Below are 19,934 nucleotides of genomic sequence, written 5' to 3'. Positions count from 1 at the left end.
CCCGCCAACTAGCTAATGGGACGCGGACTCATCCTCAAACAAATGCTTTCATGAAGAGGCATTCTTTGGTTGCATTCCCCGCAGAAAACACAACATCATCCGGTATTAGCACCGCTTTCGCGATGTTATTCCGAATTCAAGGGCAGATTATCCACGCGTTACTCACCCGTGCGCCACTTTACTTGTCCCCCGAAGGGAACTTTCTCGTTCGACTTGCATGTGTTAAGCACGCCGCCAGCGTTCATTCTGAGCCAGGATCAAACTCTCCGTTGAATCTCTGGTACTACCCCCACCTTAAAAAGGCGGGATACTCAGGGCATGTTACTTTATCTTTCACTATCTGATTTTCAAAGATCGATTTCCGACCTGTTGCGCTCAGCAACGAAGATCAAATTACAGACTTTGACCCTTTGTGTCAAACACTTTTTTTCATGCTGACCATAAAAAAACATAAAGATTTGATTTCATAAGACCATCCTCCCCTCCAAATAAACACCGTCCGGGAGGATGGCTTGAAATACTCAGACCATCTCAATGCGATGGTACTGTTTTTTTCCGCTGCGAAGTACCAGAGCACCTTCTTCAAAGGTATCCGGTCCTAAAATCACATCTATACTATCACTATCAATCCTTTTGCCATTCACATAGGCCCCACCCTGTTCAATGAGGCGCCTCGCAGCACCCTTGGAAGCACAGAGCCCTACCCTGCAGAACAGATCAACCACAGTCATGCCAGAAGAAAAATCCTGCCCGGGTATCCGGGAACATGGCATCCCCGAAACATCCGTCATGACCTGCCTTGGTATTACACTGGAAGGAAAAATAGCAGCGGAAATCTCCCGTCCACCAAAAACAGCAGAAGCTGCACCATGCGCCTGATCTGCCGCCTCTTTCCCATGAACAATGGCCGTAGCTTCATATGCAAGAACAGCCTTCACAGTGTTCAGATCTTTCCCGTCAAGCCCGGCAACGGCTTCGATCTCTTCCATGGGAAGGAAGGTAAAAAGCTTTAAAAAGCGCTGAACATCCGCATCATCGGTATTCACCCAGAACTGATAATAGTCGTAGGGAGAAGTTCGTTCCGGATCCAGCCATACGGCACCGGCATGGGTTTTACCCATTTTTATGCCGGAAGAAGTCATAATAAGCGGGAAGGTGATACCAAAAGCTGTTTTCTGGGCCTTGCGACGGACAAGCTCAACCCCTGCAACAATATTGCCCCACTGATCCCTGCCGCCCATCTGAAGAAAACATCCATATTTTTCAGCGAGCACATAAAAATCATAGGCCTGAAGCAACATATAGTTAAACTCTATAAAACTGAGTCCCTCTTCCGATTCCAGCCGCGCTCGGTAACTTTCAGCTTTGACCATACGGTTCACACTGAAGTGACAGCCCACATCCCTCAGAAAAGGTATATACTGAAGCTCCGAAAGCCAGTCCGCATTATCCACCAGAACGGCTTTACCTTCAGAAAAATCAAGAAAGGAAGAAAGCTGCCCCTTCAGCCCCGCCTTATTCTCTGCAACAATCTCCGGGGTCAGCAGCTGACGCATTTCGGTTTTACCGCTGGGATCACCGATCATGCCAGTCCCCCCGCCCACAAGGGCCATGGGCCTATGCCCGCAGCGCTGCATGTGGGCAAGGGCCATCACAGTTACAAGGTGCCCGACATGAAGACTGGAGCCCGTAGGATCAAAACCGATATAGCAATAACGCCCCGGGGTTCCCAGATAATCTTCCAGCTCTTTTTCATGCGTTGTGCTTTCTACAAACCCCCTCAGCCTGAGAACATCCAGAGCATTCATACCGGCTTCCTTTCCTACCCGATCCATTGTGTTTACCCCCGGAAAAATTAAAAACATATTCCTGGCAGAAAATCTCCGCCATTAAAGACGAAAAACATCCGATGAACTTTCACTGACTGAAAATTTTTCCAGCAGCTATTTATTCGCATATCCCACAGCCCGTGTTTCCCGGATCACAATCACCCGAATCTGACCTGGAAATGTCAGTGATTCTTCAATTTTCCTTGCAATATCCCGACTGAGCAATACGGATTCTTCATCGGAAATCTTATCGCTCTCCACAATAACCCGCAACTCCCTGCCAGCCTGTATGGCATAGGAATTTGCCACACCCCTGAATGAACAGGCTATATTTTCAAGGTCTTCAAGGCGCTTCACATAATTTTCAAGAAGCTCCTTACGGGCACCGGGGCGGGCACCAGAAAGGCTGTCCGCAGCCTGCACGAGAAGGTCATATACCGTTTCCGGTGGTATGTCTTCGTGGTGTGCTGCAATGGCCTGCACAACCGAAGCGGCTTCCCCATATTTTTTTGCCAGCCTGGAGCCTATCAGAGCATGGGGGCCCTCAACTTCATGGTCCACAGCCTTACCCAGATCATGCAAAAGTCCCATGCGCTTGGCCAGTTTAACATTCAAGCCAAGCTCTGCCGCCATAATACCACAAAGGAAGCCAACCTCCACCGAATGCTGTAATACATTCTGCGCATAGCTGGTCCTGAACTTCAGACGACCAAGAACCTTAATCAGCTCCGGATGAATCCCATGGACACCCAAGTCAAAAGCAGCCTGCTCACCAGCTTCCTTAATGGTCTGATCGACCTCTTCCTCAACAGTTTTTACCACATCCTCAATGCGGGCAGGATGAATACGACCATCGGCAATCAACTTGGTCAGGGCAAGTCGCGCAACCTCCCGGCGGACAGGATTGAAGCCAGAAAGAATCACCGCCTCCGGCGTATCGTCTATAATAAGATCAATCCCGGTGGCAGCTTCAAGGGCCCTGATATTCCGGCCTTCCCTGCCAATAATCCGGCCCTTCATCTCATCGCTGGGAAGGGCAACAACGGAAACGGTCCGTTCTGCCACAAAATCCCCAGAAAAACGCTGAATGGCCGTTGCCAGAATTTTTTTAGCTTCCTTATCCGCTTCCTCGTGGGCTTCGGACATAATCCGCTTAACAAGCTTGGCACCCTCATAACGGGCATCATTTTCCATGGAACGGATCAAAATTTCTCTGGCCTGCTCACTGGTCAGTCCAGAAATTTTTTCCAGTTCAGCGTGCTGTTGCGCTACCAGAACATCGAGCTCTTCAGATTTTTTTACAAGAGACTCCTCTTTTTCCTGAAGGCCACATTCAATCTTCTGCAGCTCCTGCTCTTTCTGCTCATTCTGATCATGCTTTTTTTCAATATTTTCTTCTTTTTGAATCAGCCTCTGTTCCTGACGCTTGAGTTCCGACCGGACTTCAGCGGTTTCCGCATCAAACTCACTCTTCATTCTGAAAAGGCGGTCCTTGGCTTCAACCTCTGCCTCTTTCAGGAGACTTTCAGAACGCCGCTTTGCATCATCCAGCAGACGCACCGCTTCATTTCTGGCTGCCTGTTCATTCTGGGCATCCAGTTGCTGCCGAATCCAGTAGGCAATCCCAACCCCTGCCCCAAAGGACAGCAACCCTATTAAAATTCCATATCCTGTCATTCCCCGATCTCCCCATTCAACACACCGCATCCCCCACAACTTCCATCCCCAAAGCTCGCAGAGAAAGCATTCTTATCCATCCCGTGATGCCAACAGTAACTGAGCGAAAACCATTTTTGCCATCCATGGGAGGCGAGGATTTTAAACACATACATACGTGAAAGTATTTTGAGTATTAAAATACAAGCCTGACACCGATCAAAAATGTACGACTTAACCAAAAAAAACATTTCGATCAGAAACTGCCCGGAGGGTTGATGTAAGCCCTCCGTCACAGAGGTAGAAAAATACAATCATAGATCCTTGGGCTTTTTATTATGATTATGCATGGTGCGTGCTGTCACTCATTTCTGGTAAATTGCAAATCAAAAAGCCGCCACATACGGATAAAAAAACAAAATAATCTTAAAAAACAGACAGTAGTCCTGCATCTGCATTTTCATAAAAAACAAGACAGACAGGCTGAGGAACAAAAGGAGGGGAGAAAGAGAAAGGATGGTAGGGATGACTTATCAAGCATACCCCCGCATGTGCCGTGTTGGAAAAACCTTTGAACCGACAGGTTCAAGTGGGCGCCTTGTGGTACCTTAAGGCTTTTCTGATAAAAATCAGAACATGCACACCAGTACCAGAGAAAGCTCCCTTTTATAAAACATTGGGTCAAAGGGCATATCAATCACAAACACTGCAGGGGTTTCATTCTTTTATAGGAGGAGGGGTATCGGGAACCGCCTCCAAGGCCAGTAGCAAGGCATCCGATCTTTTTGTTAATTCTGATACCGTTTCCATATGCTGCCGTTTAAGATTAAAGTACGTATTGGCAATATTCATGGTAGCCAGCAGTAGCTTTGCTGTTTTGGTAACGGTTTTTGCCTGGGGGCCGAGATCCTTTTCAACCCGCCCAAGCTCTTCCATCAAAAAATCGGCAACCTCTTTCGCATCGGCAACGCCTGCCTCCGCCTTAAACTTGTACACCTCGCCAAACATATGTATTGTTACGATGGTATCCAAATCCCACTATATTCAGACCATTAGGGTTATGCTTGATTCAGATGCACCTTTAAAATGCATCCAGCTTTTCCAGCAAAGCATCTATCTTCTTCTGCATTGCCTCTTCATCCTGCACCCGCTCAGACTCTTTCTGCATCATATCTTCAAGCAGGGCATTTATATCCGCAAGCTCCACCTTGAGTGCGTCTCTTTCCTCCTCAAGGGCCTTGCAATGTGCAAGCAAACGCTCCACTTTGGACTCTATTGCATCAAATCTGTTTAACACCACTTCTCTTTCCACTTTTCACCTCTTCGTCCTTGGAAGTCAGTATAATCAACCACAGTAAATGAAGTCAAGGGAATTGGTTAAGACCCGCAGCCTTCCCCATAAGCAGGTTCGCAACTTCAAGGTTTTCCGGTGAGTTAATTCCCATCACCTCCTCTGGAAAATCGGCAGTAACACATGCCACCCGCTCTCCGGCACCCCTTGCAACCGCCAGCAGATCCGTCAGGTAATATTCCCCCTGACTGTTATCCCGATCAAGCCCTGCAATTTCACGGGCCAAAAAGCTGCGGTCAAAACAATAAAAACCCGCATTCACATGGCGGATCCTTTTTTCTTCCGGCGAAGCATCTTTCTCCTCAACAATAGCCTGCACCCTCCCCTCTGGATCACAGACAATTCGACCGTAACCATGGGGATCCTCAAGATGGACGGCCAGCAGCGTCAGGGCAGCCTGTTCTTCTGAATGATGACGACAGAGGCGTTCCAGGGTCTGCGTTCTGATCAGTGGCGTATCACCGCAAAGAACCAGAACCTGCTGACAGTCTGGCGGAATAAAAGGCATGGCCGAAGCAACGGCATGGCCGGTACCCAGTTGCTTTTTCTGAAGCGCAAAGGAAAACGAATAATCCCGAAGTAAAGAAGTCACGGCATCTGCCTGATGCCCCACAACAACGATGCACTTTTCAGGCTCCAGGGCCTGAACGCTTTCTGCAACCCGGACAATCATGGGCACCCCCCCCACAGGATGAAGTACCTTGGCAAGATCGGACCGCATACGTGTCCCTTTTCCAGCGGCAAGAATAACCACTGCCAATCCCCTGAAATCTTCCATTCTCCCCCGCTCCGGGCACCCCCGCCCATGAAAAAGGGGCAAAGCCCATGAAAAAGGGGCAAAGCCCATGATTGTGCTTGCCCCCCTCTTTACAAAAGTAAAACCCTTAAAAATCAATCAGGCTCCTGACCCGTAGCCAGACGAATCCGGTTAATGGATCTTGAAAGAGCTGCCCGCGCACGGACAAAATCGATATTTTCTTCCCTGCTTTTTTTCTCAAGACGCATTTTTGCACGCTCAAGGGAAGCTTCAGCCCGGGCAACATCAATATCCTTGCGCCGCTCTGCAGCTTCCGCAAGGATGGTCACCTTTTCCGGAAGCACTTCCGCAAAGCCCTCCTTGATAAAAACATAGCGCGTCTGTCCTGCCGTATCTTCGTAACGCAGAGCCCCCAGCTTCAGCGAGGTAAGAAACGAGGTGTGACCGGGCAGTACACCGAACTCCCCCAGAAAACCGGGCGCAACAACGGTCTGTACCTTTTCGTCCACCACCACATGCTCGGGGGTTACGATCTCAAGCTTTATACTGGCTGCCATAAGGCCCCCTTCGTCTTTTATTCTGCGGCCATACGTTCGGCCTTGGCAACGGCTTCTTCAATGGATCCTACAAGATAGAAAGCCTGCTCCGGAAGCTCATCATGCTTGCCCTCACAAATCTCTTTGAAAGAGCGAATGGTATCCTCTATCTTCACATAGCAGCCGGGAATGCCGGTAAACTGTTCTGCCACGTGGAAGGGTTGGGAAAGGAAACGCTGGACTTTACGGGCACGGGCTACGGTAAGCTTATCCTCATCGGAAAGCTCATCCACACCCAGAATGGCAATAATATCCTGAAGATCTTTATATTTCTGCAGGATCTGCTGTACCATACGGGCAACCCTGTAGTGCTCTTCGCCAATAAAGTTGGCATCAAGGATCCGGGACGTGGAGTCAAGGGGATCCACAGCAGGATAAATACCCAACTCTGAAATGGCACGGGAAAGAACAACGGTACCGTCCAGATGGGCAAAGGTTGTTGCAGGAGCAGGGTCTGTGAGGTCATCGGCAGGCACGTAAACACACTGAACCGCCGTGATGGACCCTTTATCCGTAGAGGTAATACGCTCCTGCAGGGCACCCATGTCCACCGCAAGTGTCGGCTGATAACCTACAGCAGAAGGCATACGTCCGAGAAGGGCAGAAACTTCCGCACCAGCCTGGGTGAAACGGAAGATGTTATCAATAAAGAGAAGAACGTCCTGACCTTCCACATCACGGAAGTATTCTGCTTCCGCAAGGGCGGAAAGGGCAACACGGGCACGGGCTCCGGGGGGTTCCGTCATCTGGCCATACACAAGGCAGCACTTGTGGAGAACGCCGGAGTCCTTCATTTCATGGTAAAGGTCGTTACCCTCACGGGTTCTTTCCCCTACACCTGCAAATACGGAGATGCCACCGTGATGCATACCGATGTTGTTTACCATCTCCATCATAATAACGGTTTTACCAACACCGGCACCACCGAACATCCCCATCTTGCCACCACGGGGAAAGGGAACAAGAAGGTCAATAACCTTGACACCCGTTTCCAGAACCCTGACCGAGGTATCCTGGGAAGTAAAAGCTGGTGCGGGCCTGTGAATATCCGAAGTCTTGGACATATCAATGGGCCCCTTGCCATCCACAGGACGACCCACAACGTTCAGAACCCGGCCCAGAGCGGCTTCACCCACAGGCATCTGAATGGGTCTTCCAGTATCTCTGACAGGCATACCCCGGACCAGGCCATCGGTAACATCCATGGCGATGGTCCGGACCAGATTGTCGCCCAGATGCTGGGCAACTTCCACAACAAGGTTATCTTCTTCATCATTGATCGCCGGGTTGGAGATCAGAAGAGCTGTCAGAATCGTGGGCAGATTTCCCGGTTCGAACTCCACATCCACAACCGGCCCCATGACCTGCCTGATCTTGCCAATATTTTTACTCATTATATTGCCTCCGTAACTTCAAACATGTCGGACCCCTTATCCCCTGAGGGCTTCGGCTCCTCCGACAATGTCCATCAAGTCATTGGTAATCGCCGCCTGACGTGCCTTATTGAAGATCCTGTTCAGATCCTTGATCATGTCATTGCAGGCCCGGGTTGCGTTGTCCATGGCCACCATACGTGCCGCATGTTCGCTGGTGGATGTTTCCAGAAGAGCGCGGAAAATCTGAATATGAACGTTTCTCGGAAGCATGGCATTGAGCAGAGCCGCCGGTGAAGGTTCACATATATGCTCAGGGATATAGGCTTCCTCCGCCTTTTCATCCTCAGGGGCTTCTTCATCCATCAGAGCAGCGGCAGGGATGGGCAGAAGCTGATGAACAGCGGGCACCTGACGGCTCATGCTCTGAAATTCCGGATAAATGATATGAACCTCATCATAGGTTCCTTCCAGAAAGTCTGAGATCAGTTTCAGCCCGGCCGTGGATGCCACGTTAAACCCGAAAACCGTACCCACAACTCCCAGGTGAACATCCTTCAGGTCGCGTTTGTTCTTGCGGACCCACTCCCGGCCTTTTTTTCCAAAGGCCGTGAATGAAACCTCAACACCTTCTTCCAGGGTCTGCAGCCAGCGCCCTGCTGCTTCTGTAATATTATTGTTAAAACCACCACAAAGTCCGCGGTCGGATGTACAAATGACCAGATGAACCTTCTTCACCTCTTCCCGGGGAACAAGAAGAGGGCTTGCGCCTTCCCCTGCCCTGCCGGCAAGGCTACCCAGCACTTCTCCGTATTTGACAGCATAGGGACGAAATGCACTCATCCGCCGCTGTGTGCTCCGGAGCCGGGAAGCCGCGACCATATTCATGGCCTTGGTGATCTGCTTGGTCTTTTTGACCCCGGAGATCTTTGTTTTGACTTCCTTGAGCGTTGCCATGAAATCACCTTATTTAGAGTCAGTGTTTGCTAATGATAAGCTCCGGCTGCCTTACTTGATGGTGTCCTTGAACTCTTCACCATAAGCCTTAAGAGCATCCTTCAGCTTTGCCTCCAACTCATCGGAAAGTTTCTTTTCTTCGGCAATGCCCTTCATGATATCACCATGGCGGGCTTCCAGGAAGGCATGAAGTCCCGCTTCATATTTGGGAACCATCTCAAGGGAGTACTGATCCAGATAGCCCTTGGTACCCGCATATATTATGGCCACCTGATTTTCAAGCTTCAGGGGCTTGAACTGAGGCTGTTTCAGAATTTCAACCAGACGGGCACCACGGGTAAGCTGACGCTGAGTAGCGGCATCAAGGTCGGAACCAAAAGCTGCAAAGGCTTCCAGTTCACGATACTGTGCCAGATCCAGACGAAGGGTTCCTGCCACCTGCTTCATGGCCTTGTCCTGGGCAGAACCACCAACCCTTGAAACGGAAATACCTACGTTCACGGCAGGTCTTACACCGGAGAAGAAAAGGTTGGGTTCCAGATAGATCTGACCGTCTGTAATGGAAATAACGTTGGTGGGAATAAAGGCGGCAACGTCACCCTGCTGGGTTTCTACAATGGGGAGAGCCGTGAGGGAGCCTGCGCCCAGTTCATCGGAAAGCTTGGCAGCACGCTCCAGCAGACGGGAATGGTTGTAGAAAACGTCACCGGGGAAAGCTTCACGCCCGGGAGGACGACGAAGCAGAAGGGATACCTGACGGTAAGCCGCTGCCTGCTTGGAAAGATCATCATAGATAATCAGGGCATGCTCACCCTTATCCCGGAAATATTCGCCCATGGCACAGCCCGAATAGGGAGCAAGGTACTGCAGAGCCGCAGGGTCAGAGGCACAGGCAGAAACTACGGTGGTATATTCCATGGCACCGTTTTCTTCAAGAACGGCAACCACCTGAGCCACCGTGGACTGTTTCTGACCACAGGCCACATAAATACACTTAACACCACTGTTCTTCTGATTAATGATGGCATCAATGGCCACGGCAGTCTTACCGATCTGCCGGTCACCAATGATAAGCTCACGCTGACCACGACCAATGGGAATCATGGCATCAATAGCCTTAAGCCCCGTATACATGGGCTCATGGACGCTTTTCCTGTCCACAACGCCGGGAGCAACCATTTCTAGACGGCGAGACTCCGTTGCATTTATAGGTCCCTTCCCATCCAGAGGCTGACCCAGGGTATCCACTACCCTGCCCAGCATGGCCTCACCAACGGGCACCTGGGCGATACGCCCGGTACGCTTGACCACATCCCCTTCTTTAATTGCAGTATCAGGCCCCATCAGGGCGATCCCCACGTTATCCTCTTCAAGGTTCAGCGCCAGACCGAACACCTGACCGGGAAACTCAATCAACTCAAGGGCCATCGCTTTTTCAAGGCCATACACACGTGAAATACCGTCGCCGACAGACAGGACAACACCGGTTTCGCTGAGCTGTACGCTCTTGTCGAAATCCTTGATTTGCTCCTGGATGATCTGGCTGATTTCTTCCGCTTTGATTTCCATCAGATACCTTCACCCCTCTTAAAAGATTCTCTCAGATTCCGTAACTGGGTTCTGATACTACCATCATAGACCAGATCCCCGACCTTGGTGACAATTCCACCGATAATCCGGGGATCCTCATGCACGTCAAGGACAACCTCCCGGTTTGTCATCCGAACAAGGGCGCTGCGGATACCCGCAACAGCCGTATCGCTCAGGGAAACAGCGGATATGATCCGCGCACGGGCAATATTCTGAAACTCATCGGCAAGATCCCTGTAGGACCGCTCCACGTCCGCAAGCCTTACAATACGCCCCTTATCAAAGAGCAGAAGCATGAAAGACCGCATCACCTGAGTCAGGGACATTTTCTGAAGAACCGAGTCAAGAATCTGCCTCCGTGCTGTCCGGGCATGAAGGGGGTTGGAAAGAATCTGACGCAAACCCTCATTTTCCTGAAAAACCGTACAGACATCCTGCAGCTCCTGCCTGTAGGTATCCATATGCCCGTCTTCTTTTCCGATTAAAAGCAAGGCCTTGGCATATCGCCTTGCTACCGCAAGATTTTTCACGATGCCACCACCTTTTTAAGATATTCTTCCGTCAGCCGATCATGGTCTTCAGGACTGATTTTCTCCTGAATCAGAGATTCCGCCCGCTCCAGGGCTTTTTCCATGACTTCCGCCTGAAGTCCGGCACGGACCTTGACAAACTCATGTTCAATGTTCCGGCGTGCCTGCTCCCGCATTTTCTCCGCAGAGGCTTTTGCCTCTTCAAGAATACGCTCCTTTGCCGCCTCGCCCTGCTTTCTGTACTGTTCCAGAATGGACTTGGCTTCGTCTTCCATATGCTCCAGTTGACGACGGTATTCAGCCAGATCTTTTTCCGCAGCAAGCCTGCGTTCCTCAAGATCTGCCAACTGTTTTTCTATTCCGTCAATCCGGCCATTGAGAAATCTGGCAACGGGTTTCCGGAGAAGAAAAAAGAGAATAAGGACAAGGGCCGTAAAGTTCATCACCCTGTAGGTGTCAATGGAACTCCACGACTCTCCTCCATCTCCTGCAGCAAAGGCGACACCTGCACCCATAAAAAAAACAAGTGAGGCCCAAAACAGTTTTCTACCCTTTGCATTCATAATCAAATCGCCCTCCCGAGAATCTTCTCTGCAATGGCAGAGGCAAAGGCGTCCGCCTGGGAGGCAAGTGCCTTCCGGGCCTCTTCAGCTTCCCCTGCAATCCGCATACGGAAGGCTTCAAGGTCCTTCTGGATTCCTTCCTGAATCTCGGCTACCCGCTTTTTTTCTTCTGCGCTGACGCTTTCAATTACTGCATCTTTTTCCCTTACCCCACGGGTTCTGGCTTCCCTGATGCCAGCCTTCACAGCCTCAAGGCACTCATCGCCCTCGGACTGCATCCGTGAGATTGCCGACTCAAGCCCTTCAACCGTATCCCTGCGTTTTGCAAGAATCTGCCGTATGGGTTTGTACAGCACTGCGTTCAGCACAACGATCAGCACAACAAAGTTGAGGATCTGGATTCCTAAGGATCCGTCCACGCTGATGTTCATAAATGCCCTCCAGAATTCGTGCGTTCCAGACCTTTTGCGTATCTGTGCCTTCACCGGACGGATATACGGCTCACCGGACATCTGTCGAATCGCACAGCCATAAACTTAATCGAGGCTACCTACCACTGAAAAGCCAAAAAAGTCAAAGATTTTTTCAAAATTTCCTGATATTTTAAGCATATTTTGGCATCAAACCTCCTTTTTCAATGTTTTTTAAAAAACTTGCACTCCCCCTGAAAACCATTCATTTTATCTGCACCGCAGAAAAAAACATCAATCCGAAAGAAACCTGCGCATACTGATATTCAGCAGAATCCCAACACCCAAGAGGGTGGTCACCACAGAAGATCCACCATAGCTCACCATGGGCAAAGGCACACCCACAACGGGCAGAAGCCCCATGACCATGCCCATATTTATAAAAATATGCCAGAAATTCATGGCCGTAATTCCCACAACCAGAAAGGTTCCAAAGGAATCCCTGCAGCGATACGCCACACTTAGGCTCCATGCCAGAAAAAGCAGATAGAGAACAAGCAACACGCTGCATCCCACAAAGCCCCACTCCTCCGCAAGTACGGACAGAATAAAGTCCGTGTGCTGCTCCGGCAGAAAATCCAGCGCATTCTGGGTGCCGCCAAGAAAACCTTTGCCAAACAACTGGCCCGATCCAATGGCAATTTTTGACTGGATAATATGATACCCCGTACCCAGCGGATCCCGCCCCGGATCCAGAAAGGTCAGAATTCTGTTTTTCTGGTAATCCTTTAAAAAAAACCAGACCATGGGTACTGCTGCCATTGCCGCAGCCAGAAGCCCCCAGAAAGTACTTCGCTTCAGCCCGACAAAGAGCGTCAGGCTACCGCCAATAACAAAAAGAAGCAGGGCTGTCCCCAGATCCGGTTGCTGGACAATAAGCAAAAAAGGAATAAGAATCAAGACAAAGGGCTGTATCAGCTCCTTGAACCCCAGGCCCTCGCCCATAAAATTTTTGGCAAAATATCTTGCAAGAACAATACATATGGCGATTTTCATCAGCTCGGAAGGCTGAATACTGATCGGTCCCAGAAGCAGCCAGCGCCTTGCACCTCCACCGTACCGGCCAAAAACCATGACAGCAATCAGCAGAAGAATACAGCCCGCATAAATTACCAGGCCCCACTGGTCAAAACGTTTGTAGTTCACCAGCATGGACAGAGACATAAGCCCGCCACCAATGGCAAACCAGAGAAGCTGCCTCAGCAGAAGACCTTCCTGCGATGTATTCCCTCCCGCATTCACTGCACTGTAAAGGATACCAAGGCCCATGGCAGCCAGAATCAGAGTCAGGACCAGAAGCCCCCAGTCAAAGTGAGTAATCAGTCTTCTGTCGAACATCACCCTTCCTTCAACACGTTCAGGCCGTTCATTACCCCCATGAACATCAGTACATCCGCCAGAGGACAAAAAAACACATCAGCTAAAATACACCCCGCATCATGCAAACTCATTTTTCTCCTGAGCCAACAAGGTAACTCCGCATCACTTCCGCAGCAATGGGAGCCGCCACTCTGGCTCCCCCTTCACCATGCTCCACAATCACCGCCACAGCTATCCGGGGGTCATCATAGGGTGCAAAGGCAACAAACCAGGCATGGGGTTCAAAACCCGGCCTTGACGAACTCTCCTCCTCATCTGTTCTGCGGCTGAGAACCTGAGCCGTACCCGTTTTTCCACCCATATCAAACTCGGAGGTCCGGATACCACGGGCTGTCCCCTGTGCAGCATGCACAACATCCCTCATGGATAGTCTCACCAGCTCCAGATTCTCAGGACTTACGGGCAGACGGCCCGTCACCTCAGGTGTAAAAGGCCGCATAACCTCTCCCCCAGTCTTCCGGATTTCAAGGGCAACCTGAGGACGAAACAAAATACCCCCATTGCCCAGGGCCGCTGTCATCACCGCCGCCTGCATGCAGGTCGCCAGATTATAACCCTGCCCGATGATTACGGAGAGGGTCTCGCCCGCCTGCCATGAAACGCCCGTTCTGCGACGTTTCCATCCCGCCGTCGGCACAAGGCCTGCCTCTTCATGGTCCAGATCTACGCCCGTTCTCCGGCCAAAGCCCGCAGCCCTTGCATACCAGGCCAGCCTGTCCACCCCCAGACGCTGGGCAACATGATAAAAATACACGTCACAGGAACGCTCCAGAGCTTCCCGCAGATTCAGATTCCCATGGCCGGTTCTTCTCCAGCACCGAAAATTCCTGTCTCCGAAACGTAAGGAGCCGGAGCAGAAAAAACGGGTTTCGCTGTCTACAACCCCTTCCTCAAGGGCTGCAATGGCAGAAATCATTTTATAGGTGGATGCTGGCGGATAGAGCCCCTGAATCGCCTTATTTTCCATGGGACGATGGGGATTTTGTGCAAGGGACCGCCATTCATCCGTCCGGATACCTCTGGCAAAAAGATTCTGATCAAAGGAAGGACTGGACACCATGGCAAGCACCTGACCGTTGGTGGGGTCCAACGCAACAACAGCCCCAACCCGGCCTTCCATGAGAGACTCCGTGTGGCTTTGCAAGTCCCTGTCCAAAGCAAGGTAGAGACTACCCCCCGGCTTTGCTGGCACAGTATGGAGAATACGTATCACCTGCCCGCGGACATTCACCTCTACCTGACGGCCACCCCGTTCCCCACGGAGTACGGCATCATAGACCCTTTCAACTCCTGTTTTCCCAATAAAATCACCACCCCTCAGATCTTTGTTCTCTGGCCGCTGAAGTTCAGCCGGGCTGACCTCTCCGAGATAACCGATCAGATGGGCTGCAAGGCCCGGATACATATACTGGCGTCTGGGTCTCGCCTCTATGCGTACACCCGGAAGATCATAGCGACGGGCACTGATGAGTCCCACAGCATCCCTGTCCAGATCCTGACGGAGAAGAACAGCCCTGTACCCCGGCCCCCGCTCCCTTTCCAGCCGTTCCTGAAATTCAGAAACCGGTATGTCGGAAAGGACAGCCAGGCGTCCCAGTACCTCTTCCATGTTTCCCACATCACCGGGAACAATCAGAAGATCGTAGGCAGGCCTGTTATCCACCAGCAGTGCGCCATGACGGTCATAAATCAGCCCCCTGTGGGGAGGAATGCTTTGCAGGCGGATACAGTTGTTTTCGGAAAGACGGGCATATTCATGGCCTTGAATAATCTGCAGATAAAAGAGACGCATCAGCAGCATCAGAAAAAAAACAGCTGCAACGGCAAATAAAATCACAAGCCTGCGCCGGTATCCATCCGTATCCTTACTTATTAAATATTCAAACTCGGATACCATTTTCTTCCTTTTCCCCTAAAACACCTGCATCACCCTGAATCAGTCCCAGCCCCGCTTACATGGGCCTGCCTGAAAAAAAATCCGACAGGGTTGATTTTGATCTGGTCTGCCGAAACAAAAAGCCCTGCATTTTTCGAAACAAAGTCAGGAGCAGAGGACAAATAATGATAGCGGTGATTACCTGTAAAGCAACAAACCGGAAGGCATCGGAAAAAAGCCCCTCCCCATGGGTTCTGGACGCAAGGGATAGTATCGTAAACAGATTTTCAAGTAGAATACCCGCCAGAACAGCAAGGAAAGGAAAAAACGGGCTCGTTGCCCGCAGAAAACCGCCCAGCCACCGGATCATGCAGAAAATCCAGAGAAAAGAGAAGAGATAAACCCCAAGAACCCCTCCGGAAAGACCATCTAGGACAAAACCTGCGATGAGGATGAGAACAAGACCCGGAACAAAATCCGCATCCAGTCCAAGATAAACCACATACACGAGCATGGGACTGCAGATGGGATAGCCCGTAAAAAAAACAGTCATGCCAAGGGTAAAAAAAGAAAGAACTGAATAATGCAGGAACAGGGTCATGGCAGAGGTTCTTCCTGAGACTCCATGTCATCGACATCTTCTTCATCGGTGAGCAGAAGAATCATGACCTCCTCAATACGTTCAAAATCCACAAAAGGCTGTATCCTCACATCCTGAAAAATTCCATCATCACTGCGGATAACCCCGTCAACCCATCCGATGCGCAGCCCCTTGGGATAAATCCCATCCAGCCCCGAACTCACCACCACATCTCCCTCGGCAATATCATAACGGCGCAAGGCATAGGAAAAGGAGCAGAAAGAAGCACCAGAACCCTTCACAACGCCCCTTGCCCGGGTTCGCTGAACCAGAGAATCCACACCGCTCATGCGGTCGGTAATCAGAAGAACCTTGGCATACCTCCCGGCAACCTCCACAACCTGTCCCACAATACCATCTGGAACCACCACAGGAAGCCCTGGCCGAACCCCATCCCGCCTCCCCCTGTTAACTATGAAGGTCTTGAACCAGGGAGAAGGATCCTTTCCGACAATTTCTGCCACAAGCACTTCCCTGTCTTCACCCTCCCTGAAATTGAGAAAACTGCGGAGGCGCTCATTGGCCAGGGCCAGTTCAAGGTACTCATTTTCCTTTTCACGTGCCAGAGCCAGCTCCTTTCGGAGGAAATCATTTTCACGGGCCTGACGTACGGAGTCAAAATAGATACGCCACAGGGAACCTGCCCACTGAGTCATCTTTGTGGCCCCATGCTGCAAGGGGCCCACCAGGGTCAAAACCAGCGAACCCGCCCCCTGTGCCACTGGCCGGGGATGCTTCCCGCTCAGCACCAGGGAGATAAGGGTGGCAGACAGGAGGACAAAAAATACACTGAAAAGAATAAACCTGCGAGAGAACATAGTTTCAGGGGAGCATAACCTGCCGGAGAATTTCAAGACTGTCCAGGGATCGTCCTGCCCCCTGAGCAACGGTAGACAGAGGATCTTCGGTCACCGTAATGGGCAGACCGGATTTTTCCCGAAGCAGCTTGTCCAGATTTTTAAGGAGGGCTCCTCCACCAGTCAGCACGATACCCCGGTCCACAATATCAGCGGCAAGTTCCGGTGGCGTCTGCTCAAGGGCAATCTTGACGGTCTCCACAATGGCTTCGATCTGTTCGGAAATAGCCACCCGGATTTCCTCTGAATCAATTGCAAGGATTTTTGGAATGCCCGAAACAAGATCCCTGCCCTTCACTTCTATGGTTTCCAGATTGTCTGGATCCGGATAGGCGTTGCCAATGGTGGTTTTAATAATTTCTGAAGTCCGTTCACCGATGAGAAGATTATATTTACGTTTGATATACTGCATGATGGCTTCATCCATCTTATCTCCGGCCACACGCAGGGAACGGCTGTAAACAATACCCGCAAGGGAAATAACCGCGACCTCCGTTGTTCCGCCACCGATATCCACCACCATGTTACAGGTGGGTTCCGTAATGGGAAGTCCCGCTCCGATGGCTGCGGCCATGGGTTCTTCAATGAGAAAAACTTCCCTGGCACCGGCAGATTCCGCAGATTCCTTTACCGCACGTTTTTCCACAGGCGTAATCCCCGAAGGCACGGCAATGATAATCCTTGGCCGCACAAAGGTTCTACGGTTATGCACCTTGTGGATGAAATGGCGGAGCATGGCTTCGGTGACTTCAAAATCCGCAATCACCCCGTCCCGCATGGGACGTATGGCCACAATATTGCCGGGAGTACGGCCAAGCATGTTCTTGGCTTCCTGCCCCACGGCCAGCACCTTGTTCTTGTGGCGGTTATCCGTACGTACGGCAACCACGGAAGGCTCGCTCAGAACAACGCCTTTGCCCTTGACATAAACCAGAGTATTGGCCGTTCCAAGATCAATGGCAAGATCGCTGGAAAAAATACCCAGAATGGAATCCAGAAAAAGATTCATTACGCCTCTTTTCTACAATAATATCGCTTTTAATCCCCGGAAAGTGCGGGGAAAAGACCTTGACAGATAACAACTTCGAATCTTAAAAAACAGCTTTTTCCAGCTTTCAGCACCAAAAAACCATATGCAGCAGGGCAAAAAGCGGAGGCAGCCAACTAAAAAACATGTAACTGTTCAGCACGGCTTTCCAGGTACCATAGCTGCAAGACAGATGCACAGGCCCCAAGCTATTTGCCCGTGACCGAAACGATTGCAATGTCACTTGCAAATAGCCAGGGTGCCTTGCAACAGTATGAAGATGCTGCAACTAAAGCGTTGGCAGTTCGGAATAAACCGTACTGAATAATTACAATAAAAAAAACATTTGATAAACAGGCGCAGATAATTTCAAATTCCACCCTGCCCATCTGCCCTGATTCAGGCTTTCGCTACCAAAAACAGGGCATATTTACAAGAAAAATTAAGCCTGCCCAAAGGTTTGCATCACGCAATCATGGAAGCGGGGGCGGAAAGATCGTATCTTCCAGTTCAGGTCGCCATAATAAACACGGTTGCTTAAAAGTACCACAACAATTTTTTTTTTCATGTCCATCCACAGGGAGGTTCCCGTAAAACCCAGATGTCCTGCCGTACTTTTGGAAAAGAGAGAACCACAGGAAGAAACGGTGCCGGACGGACGATCAAAACCCAAAGGCCGCTTCCCGTCTTCCGGCCAGAAAATAAAACGATGCAGAACCGAAGCAGGCAGCCATAAAGACATACCATGCCAGGCTTCCACCAGCGCCTGTCCCACCTCTCCCACACCGGAAGCCGTCCCGAAAAGCCCTGCCTGGCCATCCACACCACCAATAAATGCAGCATTTTCATCGTGTACTTCGCCCGTAAGCCGTCGTTTCCGTACCGGGCTTTCTCCGGTACAGGCGCAATCCACGCCCGCCCCGCCCCCCGGAACAGGAAAGAAGATTTTTTTCTCCGCTCCCGGCGGAAGTGCCGCCATCACCCTGCCCCCGAAAGCCTCTCCCGTCACATTTTCCACCACCTCCTTCAGGAGCATAAAGCCAAGGTCACTGTAAAGGGTCCGCTGCCCCGGACAGCATTCAAGGGGGATATTCCGGATCAGACGAAGCCTTTCTTCCCTCCGCAGAGATTCAGGTACAGCTTCCAGTTCCTGATAAAAGGGCCTGTGGGCAGGCAGCCCTGAGGTATGCTGCAAAAGGTGATGGATACGAATCCCTTCCCGCGCCTTATCCCCCCGCCATTCCGGCAGATAAGAACAGAGACGGTCTTCCGGAGAAATCCGCCCTTCTGCCACCAGATGCATGAGAACCGGCGTTGTCCCCAGAACCTTGGTCAGGGAAGCAAGATCAAAAACACTTGCCCCTGTTACCGGCACACCCGTGGCAGGGTCAAGACAACCGGCATTTCCTGCATAAACACAGTGCCCATCCACACCCACCCATGCGGAAACAGCGGAAAAGACCCTTTGATCCACACCCTCCTGCAGCAGATGATCAAGAAAAACCATGGTGCCACTCCCATATCAGATGCGCAGTCCCGGTATCCAGACAGGCCCTGGCCCCCAGCATCAGGGGCTGATTTCTGTCGCCATGTCCCAGGGGCAGGCCGCAGACCACGGGGATTCCTTCGGGAAGAAAGGCAAGGATACGTTCATAAATCTGCGCTTCGTTTCCGCAATGGGTAAAATCTCCCAGAAGCAGACCGGAAACCTCCTTGAGCACACCTGCCATGGCAAGGTGGCAGAACATCCGGTCAATGCGGTAGGGTGCTTCATTGACATCCTCAAGGAAAAGAATGCTCCCCGTAAAATCCGGACACCAGGGGGTTCCCAAAAGATGACAGATCATGGAAAGATTGCCGCCCATGAGCCGACCCACAGCCCTTCCGGGCTGCAGCACTTTTTTCCAGCCCACGAACATGGGCTGGCCCCCTTCCCAGACAAGGGCATCAAAGGCAGCATCCCTGTCCATGGAGGGCAGCCTGCCAAGCTGGGTCAGAACCGGGCCGTGCAGGCCAGCCATACCGCATTGCTCCATCAAAAACAAAAGAAGTGCCGTACCATCACTGAATCCCATGACCCTTTTGGGAAAGGCTGCAATGATCTCTGCATTCAGCAGGGGAAAAAGACGGGTACAGCCATATCCCCCACGGGCCATCCATATGGCATGGACATCAGGATCCTCAAAAAAATCCATCAGGGCCCCGGCCCGGATAAGATCTGAACCTGCAAAACCCAGAGGCTCTTTCATATACACCTGATCCGCCACCTTCAGGGCATAGCCCCTGGATCTTATTTCCTCCAGCCCCGCTTCCAGCGCTTCAGGGTCCGCCGCACCGGCAGGAGCAATCACACCAATACAGTCTCCGGAAAAAAGGGGGGGCGGCAGGATGCAGGAGCCAGTAAAAACAGGACCTGTGCCGTCTTCTGTATTTTTTTTTACGGGGGGCGACATTTTTTATTCCTTATTGCTTGACAGTCTCA

At 51.1% G+C, this 19,934-nt stretch carries 19 protein-coding genes, 1 rRNA gene and 1 other RNA gene; all 21 read right to left on the bottom strand.

Annotated elements, in window-relative coordinates:
- Positions 1-273 (bottom strand): 16S ribosomal RNA (locus tag LZ24_RS12790); the annotation flags it as partial.
- Positions 274-521: 248 nt separating this feature from the next.
- On the bottom strand, positions 522-1,808 hold the full coding sequence (gene tyrS, locus LZ24_RS12785) for a tyrosine--tRNA ligase (protein ID WP_144685728.1): 1,287 nt from the start codon (positions 1,806-1,808) through the stop codon (positions 522-524).
- Between the two features lie 135 nt (positions 1,809-1,943).
- Positions 1,944-3,506 carry a ribonuclease Y gene (gene rny, locus LZ24_RS12780; protein ID WP_144685727.1) on the bottom strand — a complete coding sequence of 521 codons (1,563 nt, stop codon included), beginning with the start codon at positions 3,504-3,506 and terminating at the stop codon, positions 1,944-1,946.
- Positions 3,507-4,023: 517 nt separating this feature from the next.
- Positions 4,024-4,203, bottom strand: a non-coding RNA gene (gene ssrS / locus LZ24_RS12775) — 6S RNA.
- Positions 4,203-4,517, bottom strand: a complete 315-nt coding sequence (locus tag LZ24_RS12770; RefSeq protein ID WP_144685725.1) for a cell division protein ZapA — start codon at positions 4,515-4,517, stop codon at positions 4,203-4,205. The genes ssrS and LZ24_RS12770 overlap by 1 nt, the downstream gene beginning before the upstream one ends.
- A 49-nt stretch (positions 4,518-4,566) precedes the next feature.
- Positions 4,567-4,797, bottom strand: a complete 231-nt coding sequence (locus tag LZ24_RS12765; protein ID WP_222427632.1) for a hypothetical protein — start codon at positions 4,795-4,797, stop codon at positions 4,567-4,569.
- 52 nt (positions 4,798-4,849) lie between these two features.
- Positions 4,850-5,614, bottom strand: a complete 765-nt coding sequence (locus LZ24_RS12760; RefSeq protein WP_186443130.1) for a sugar phosphate nucleotidyltransferase — start codon at positions 5,612-5,614, stop codon at positions 4,850-4,852.
- Positions 5,615-5,727: 113 nt separating this feature from the next.
- A complete protein-coding gene (locus LZ24_RS12755) occupies positions 5,728-6,150 on the bottom strand; it encodes a F0F1 ATP synthase subunit epsilon (protein ID WP_144685721.1) in 423 nt (140 codons plus the stop codon).
- A 17-nt stretch (positions 6,151-6,167) separates the two neighbouring features.
- Positions 6,168-7,583 (bottom strand): F0F1 ATP synthase subunit beta, encoded by a 1,416-nt coding sequence (atpD, locus tag LZ24_RS12750; RefSeq protein WP_144685719.1) that lies wholly within the window; start codon positions 7,581-7,583, stop codon positions 6,168-6,170.
- A 36-nt stretch (positions 7,584-7,619) separates the two neighbouring features.
- Positions 7,620-8,519 carry an ATP synthase F1 subunit gamma gene (gene atpG, locus LZ24_RS12745; RefSeq protein WP_144685717.1) on the bottom strand — a complete coding sequence of 300 codons (900 nt, stop codon included), beginning with the start codon at positions 8,517-8,519 and terminating at the stop codon, positions 7,620-7,622.
- 51 nt (positions 8,520-8,570) lie between these two features.
- A complete protein-coding gene (gene atpA, locus LZ24_RS12740) occupies positions 8,571-10,088 on the bottom strand; it encodes a F0F1 ATP synthase subunit alpha (protein ID WP_144685715.1) in 1,518 nt (505 codons plus the stop codon).
- A complete protein-coding gene (atpH, locus tag LZ24_RS12735; RefSeq protein WP_144685713.1) occupies positions 10,088-10,639 on the bottom strand; it encodes an ATP synthase F1 subunit delta in 552 nt (183 codons plus the stop codon). Before atpH ends, atpA begins: the two co-directional genes overlap by 1 nt.
- Positions 10,636-11,202, bottom strand: coding sequence for a F0F1 ATP synthase subunit B family protein (locus LZ24_RS12730; RefSeq protein ID WP_144685711.1), 567 nt, complete (start codon positions 11,200-11,202; stop codon positions 10,636-10,638). The genes atpH and LZ24_RS12730 overlap by 4 nt, the downstream gene beginning before the upstream one ends.
- Before the next feature lie 2 nt (positions 11,203-11,204).
- Positions 11,205-11,633, bottom strand: a complete 429-nt coding sequence (locus LZ24_RS12725; protein WP_186443129.1) for a F0F1 ATP synthase subunit B family protein — start codon at positions 11,631-11,633, stop codon at positions 11,205-11,207.
- 273 nt (positions 11,634-11,906) lie between these two features.
- Positions 11,907-13,010 (bottom strand): rod shape-determining protein RodA, encoded by a 1,104-nt coding sequence (gene rodA, locus LZ24_RS12720; RefSeq protein WP_144685707.1) that lies wholly within the window; start codon positions 13,008-13,010, stop codon positions 11,907-11,909.
- A 109-nt stretch (positions 13,011-13,119) separates the two neighbouring features.
- The gene (gene mrdA / locus LZ24_RS12715) at positions 13,120-14,949 is read right to left on the bottom strand and encodes a penicillin-binding protein 2 (RefSeq protein ID WP_144685705.1); all 1,830 of its coding nucleotides are present in this window, start codon (positions 14,947-14,949) and stop codon (positions 13,120-13,122) included.
- A 55-nt stretch (positions 14,950-15,004) separates the two neighbouring features.
- Positions 15,005-15,529 (bottom strand): hypothetical protein, encoded by a 525-nt coding sequence (locus LZ24_RS12710; RefSeq protein ID WP_144685703.1) that lies wholly within the window; start codon positions 15,527-15,529, stop codon positions 15,005-15,007.
- Positions 15,526-16,224, bottom strand: a complete 699-nt coding sequence (gene mreC, locus LZ24_RS12705) for a rod shape-determining protein MreC (protein WP_222427631.1) — start codon at positions 16,222-16,224, stop codon at positions 15,526-15,528. The genes LZ24_RS12710 and mreC overlap by 4 nt, the downstream gene beginning before the upstream one ends.
- A 166-nt stretch (positions 16,225-16,390) precedes the next feature.
- Positions 16,391-17,434, bottom strand: a complete 1,044-nt coding sequence (locus tag LZ24_RS12700; protein WP_144685700.1) for a rod shape-determining protein — start codon at positions 17,432-17,434, stop codon at positions 16,391-16,393.
- 460 nt (positions 17,435-17,894) lie between these two features.
- Positions 17,895-18,959, bottom strand: a complete 1,065-nt coding sequence (locus LZ24_RS12695; RefSeq protein WP_144685698.1) for a serine hydrolase domain-containing protein — start codon at positions 18,957-18,959, stop codon at positions 17,895-17,897.
- A complete protein-coding gene (locus LZ24_RS12690; protein WP_144685696.1) occupies positions 18,946-19,905 on the bottom strand; it encodes a S66 peptidase family protein in 960 nt (319 codons plus the stop codon). Before LZ24_RS12690 ends, LZ24_RS12695 begins: the two co-directional genes overlap by 14 nt.
- Positions 19,906-19,934: the final 29 nt, after the last annotated feature.

This window comes from Desulfobotulus alkaliphilus (genome assembly GCF_007830435.1).
In the GTDB taxonomy this organism is placed as follows: Bacteria; Desulfobacterota; Desulfobacteria; order Desulfobacterales; family ASO4-4; genus Desulfobotulus; species Desulfobotulus alkaliphilus.
The sequence above is the reverse complement of the archived record's forward strand: the minus strand, read 5'-3'. Positions and strand labels throughout refer to the sequence as shown.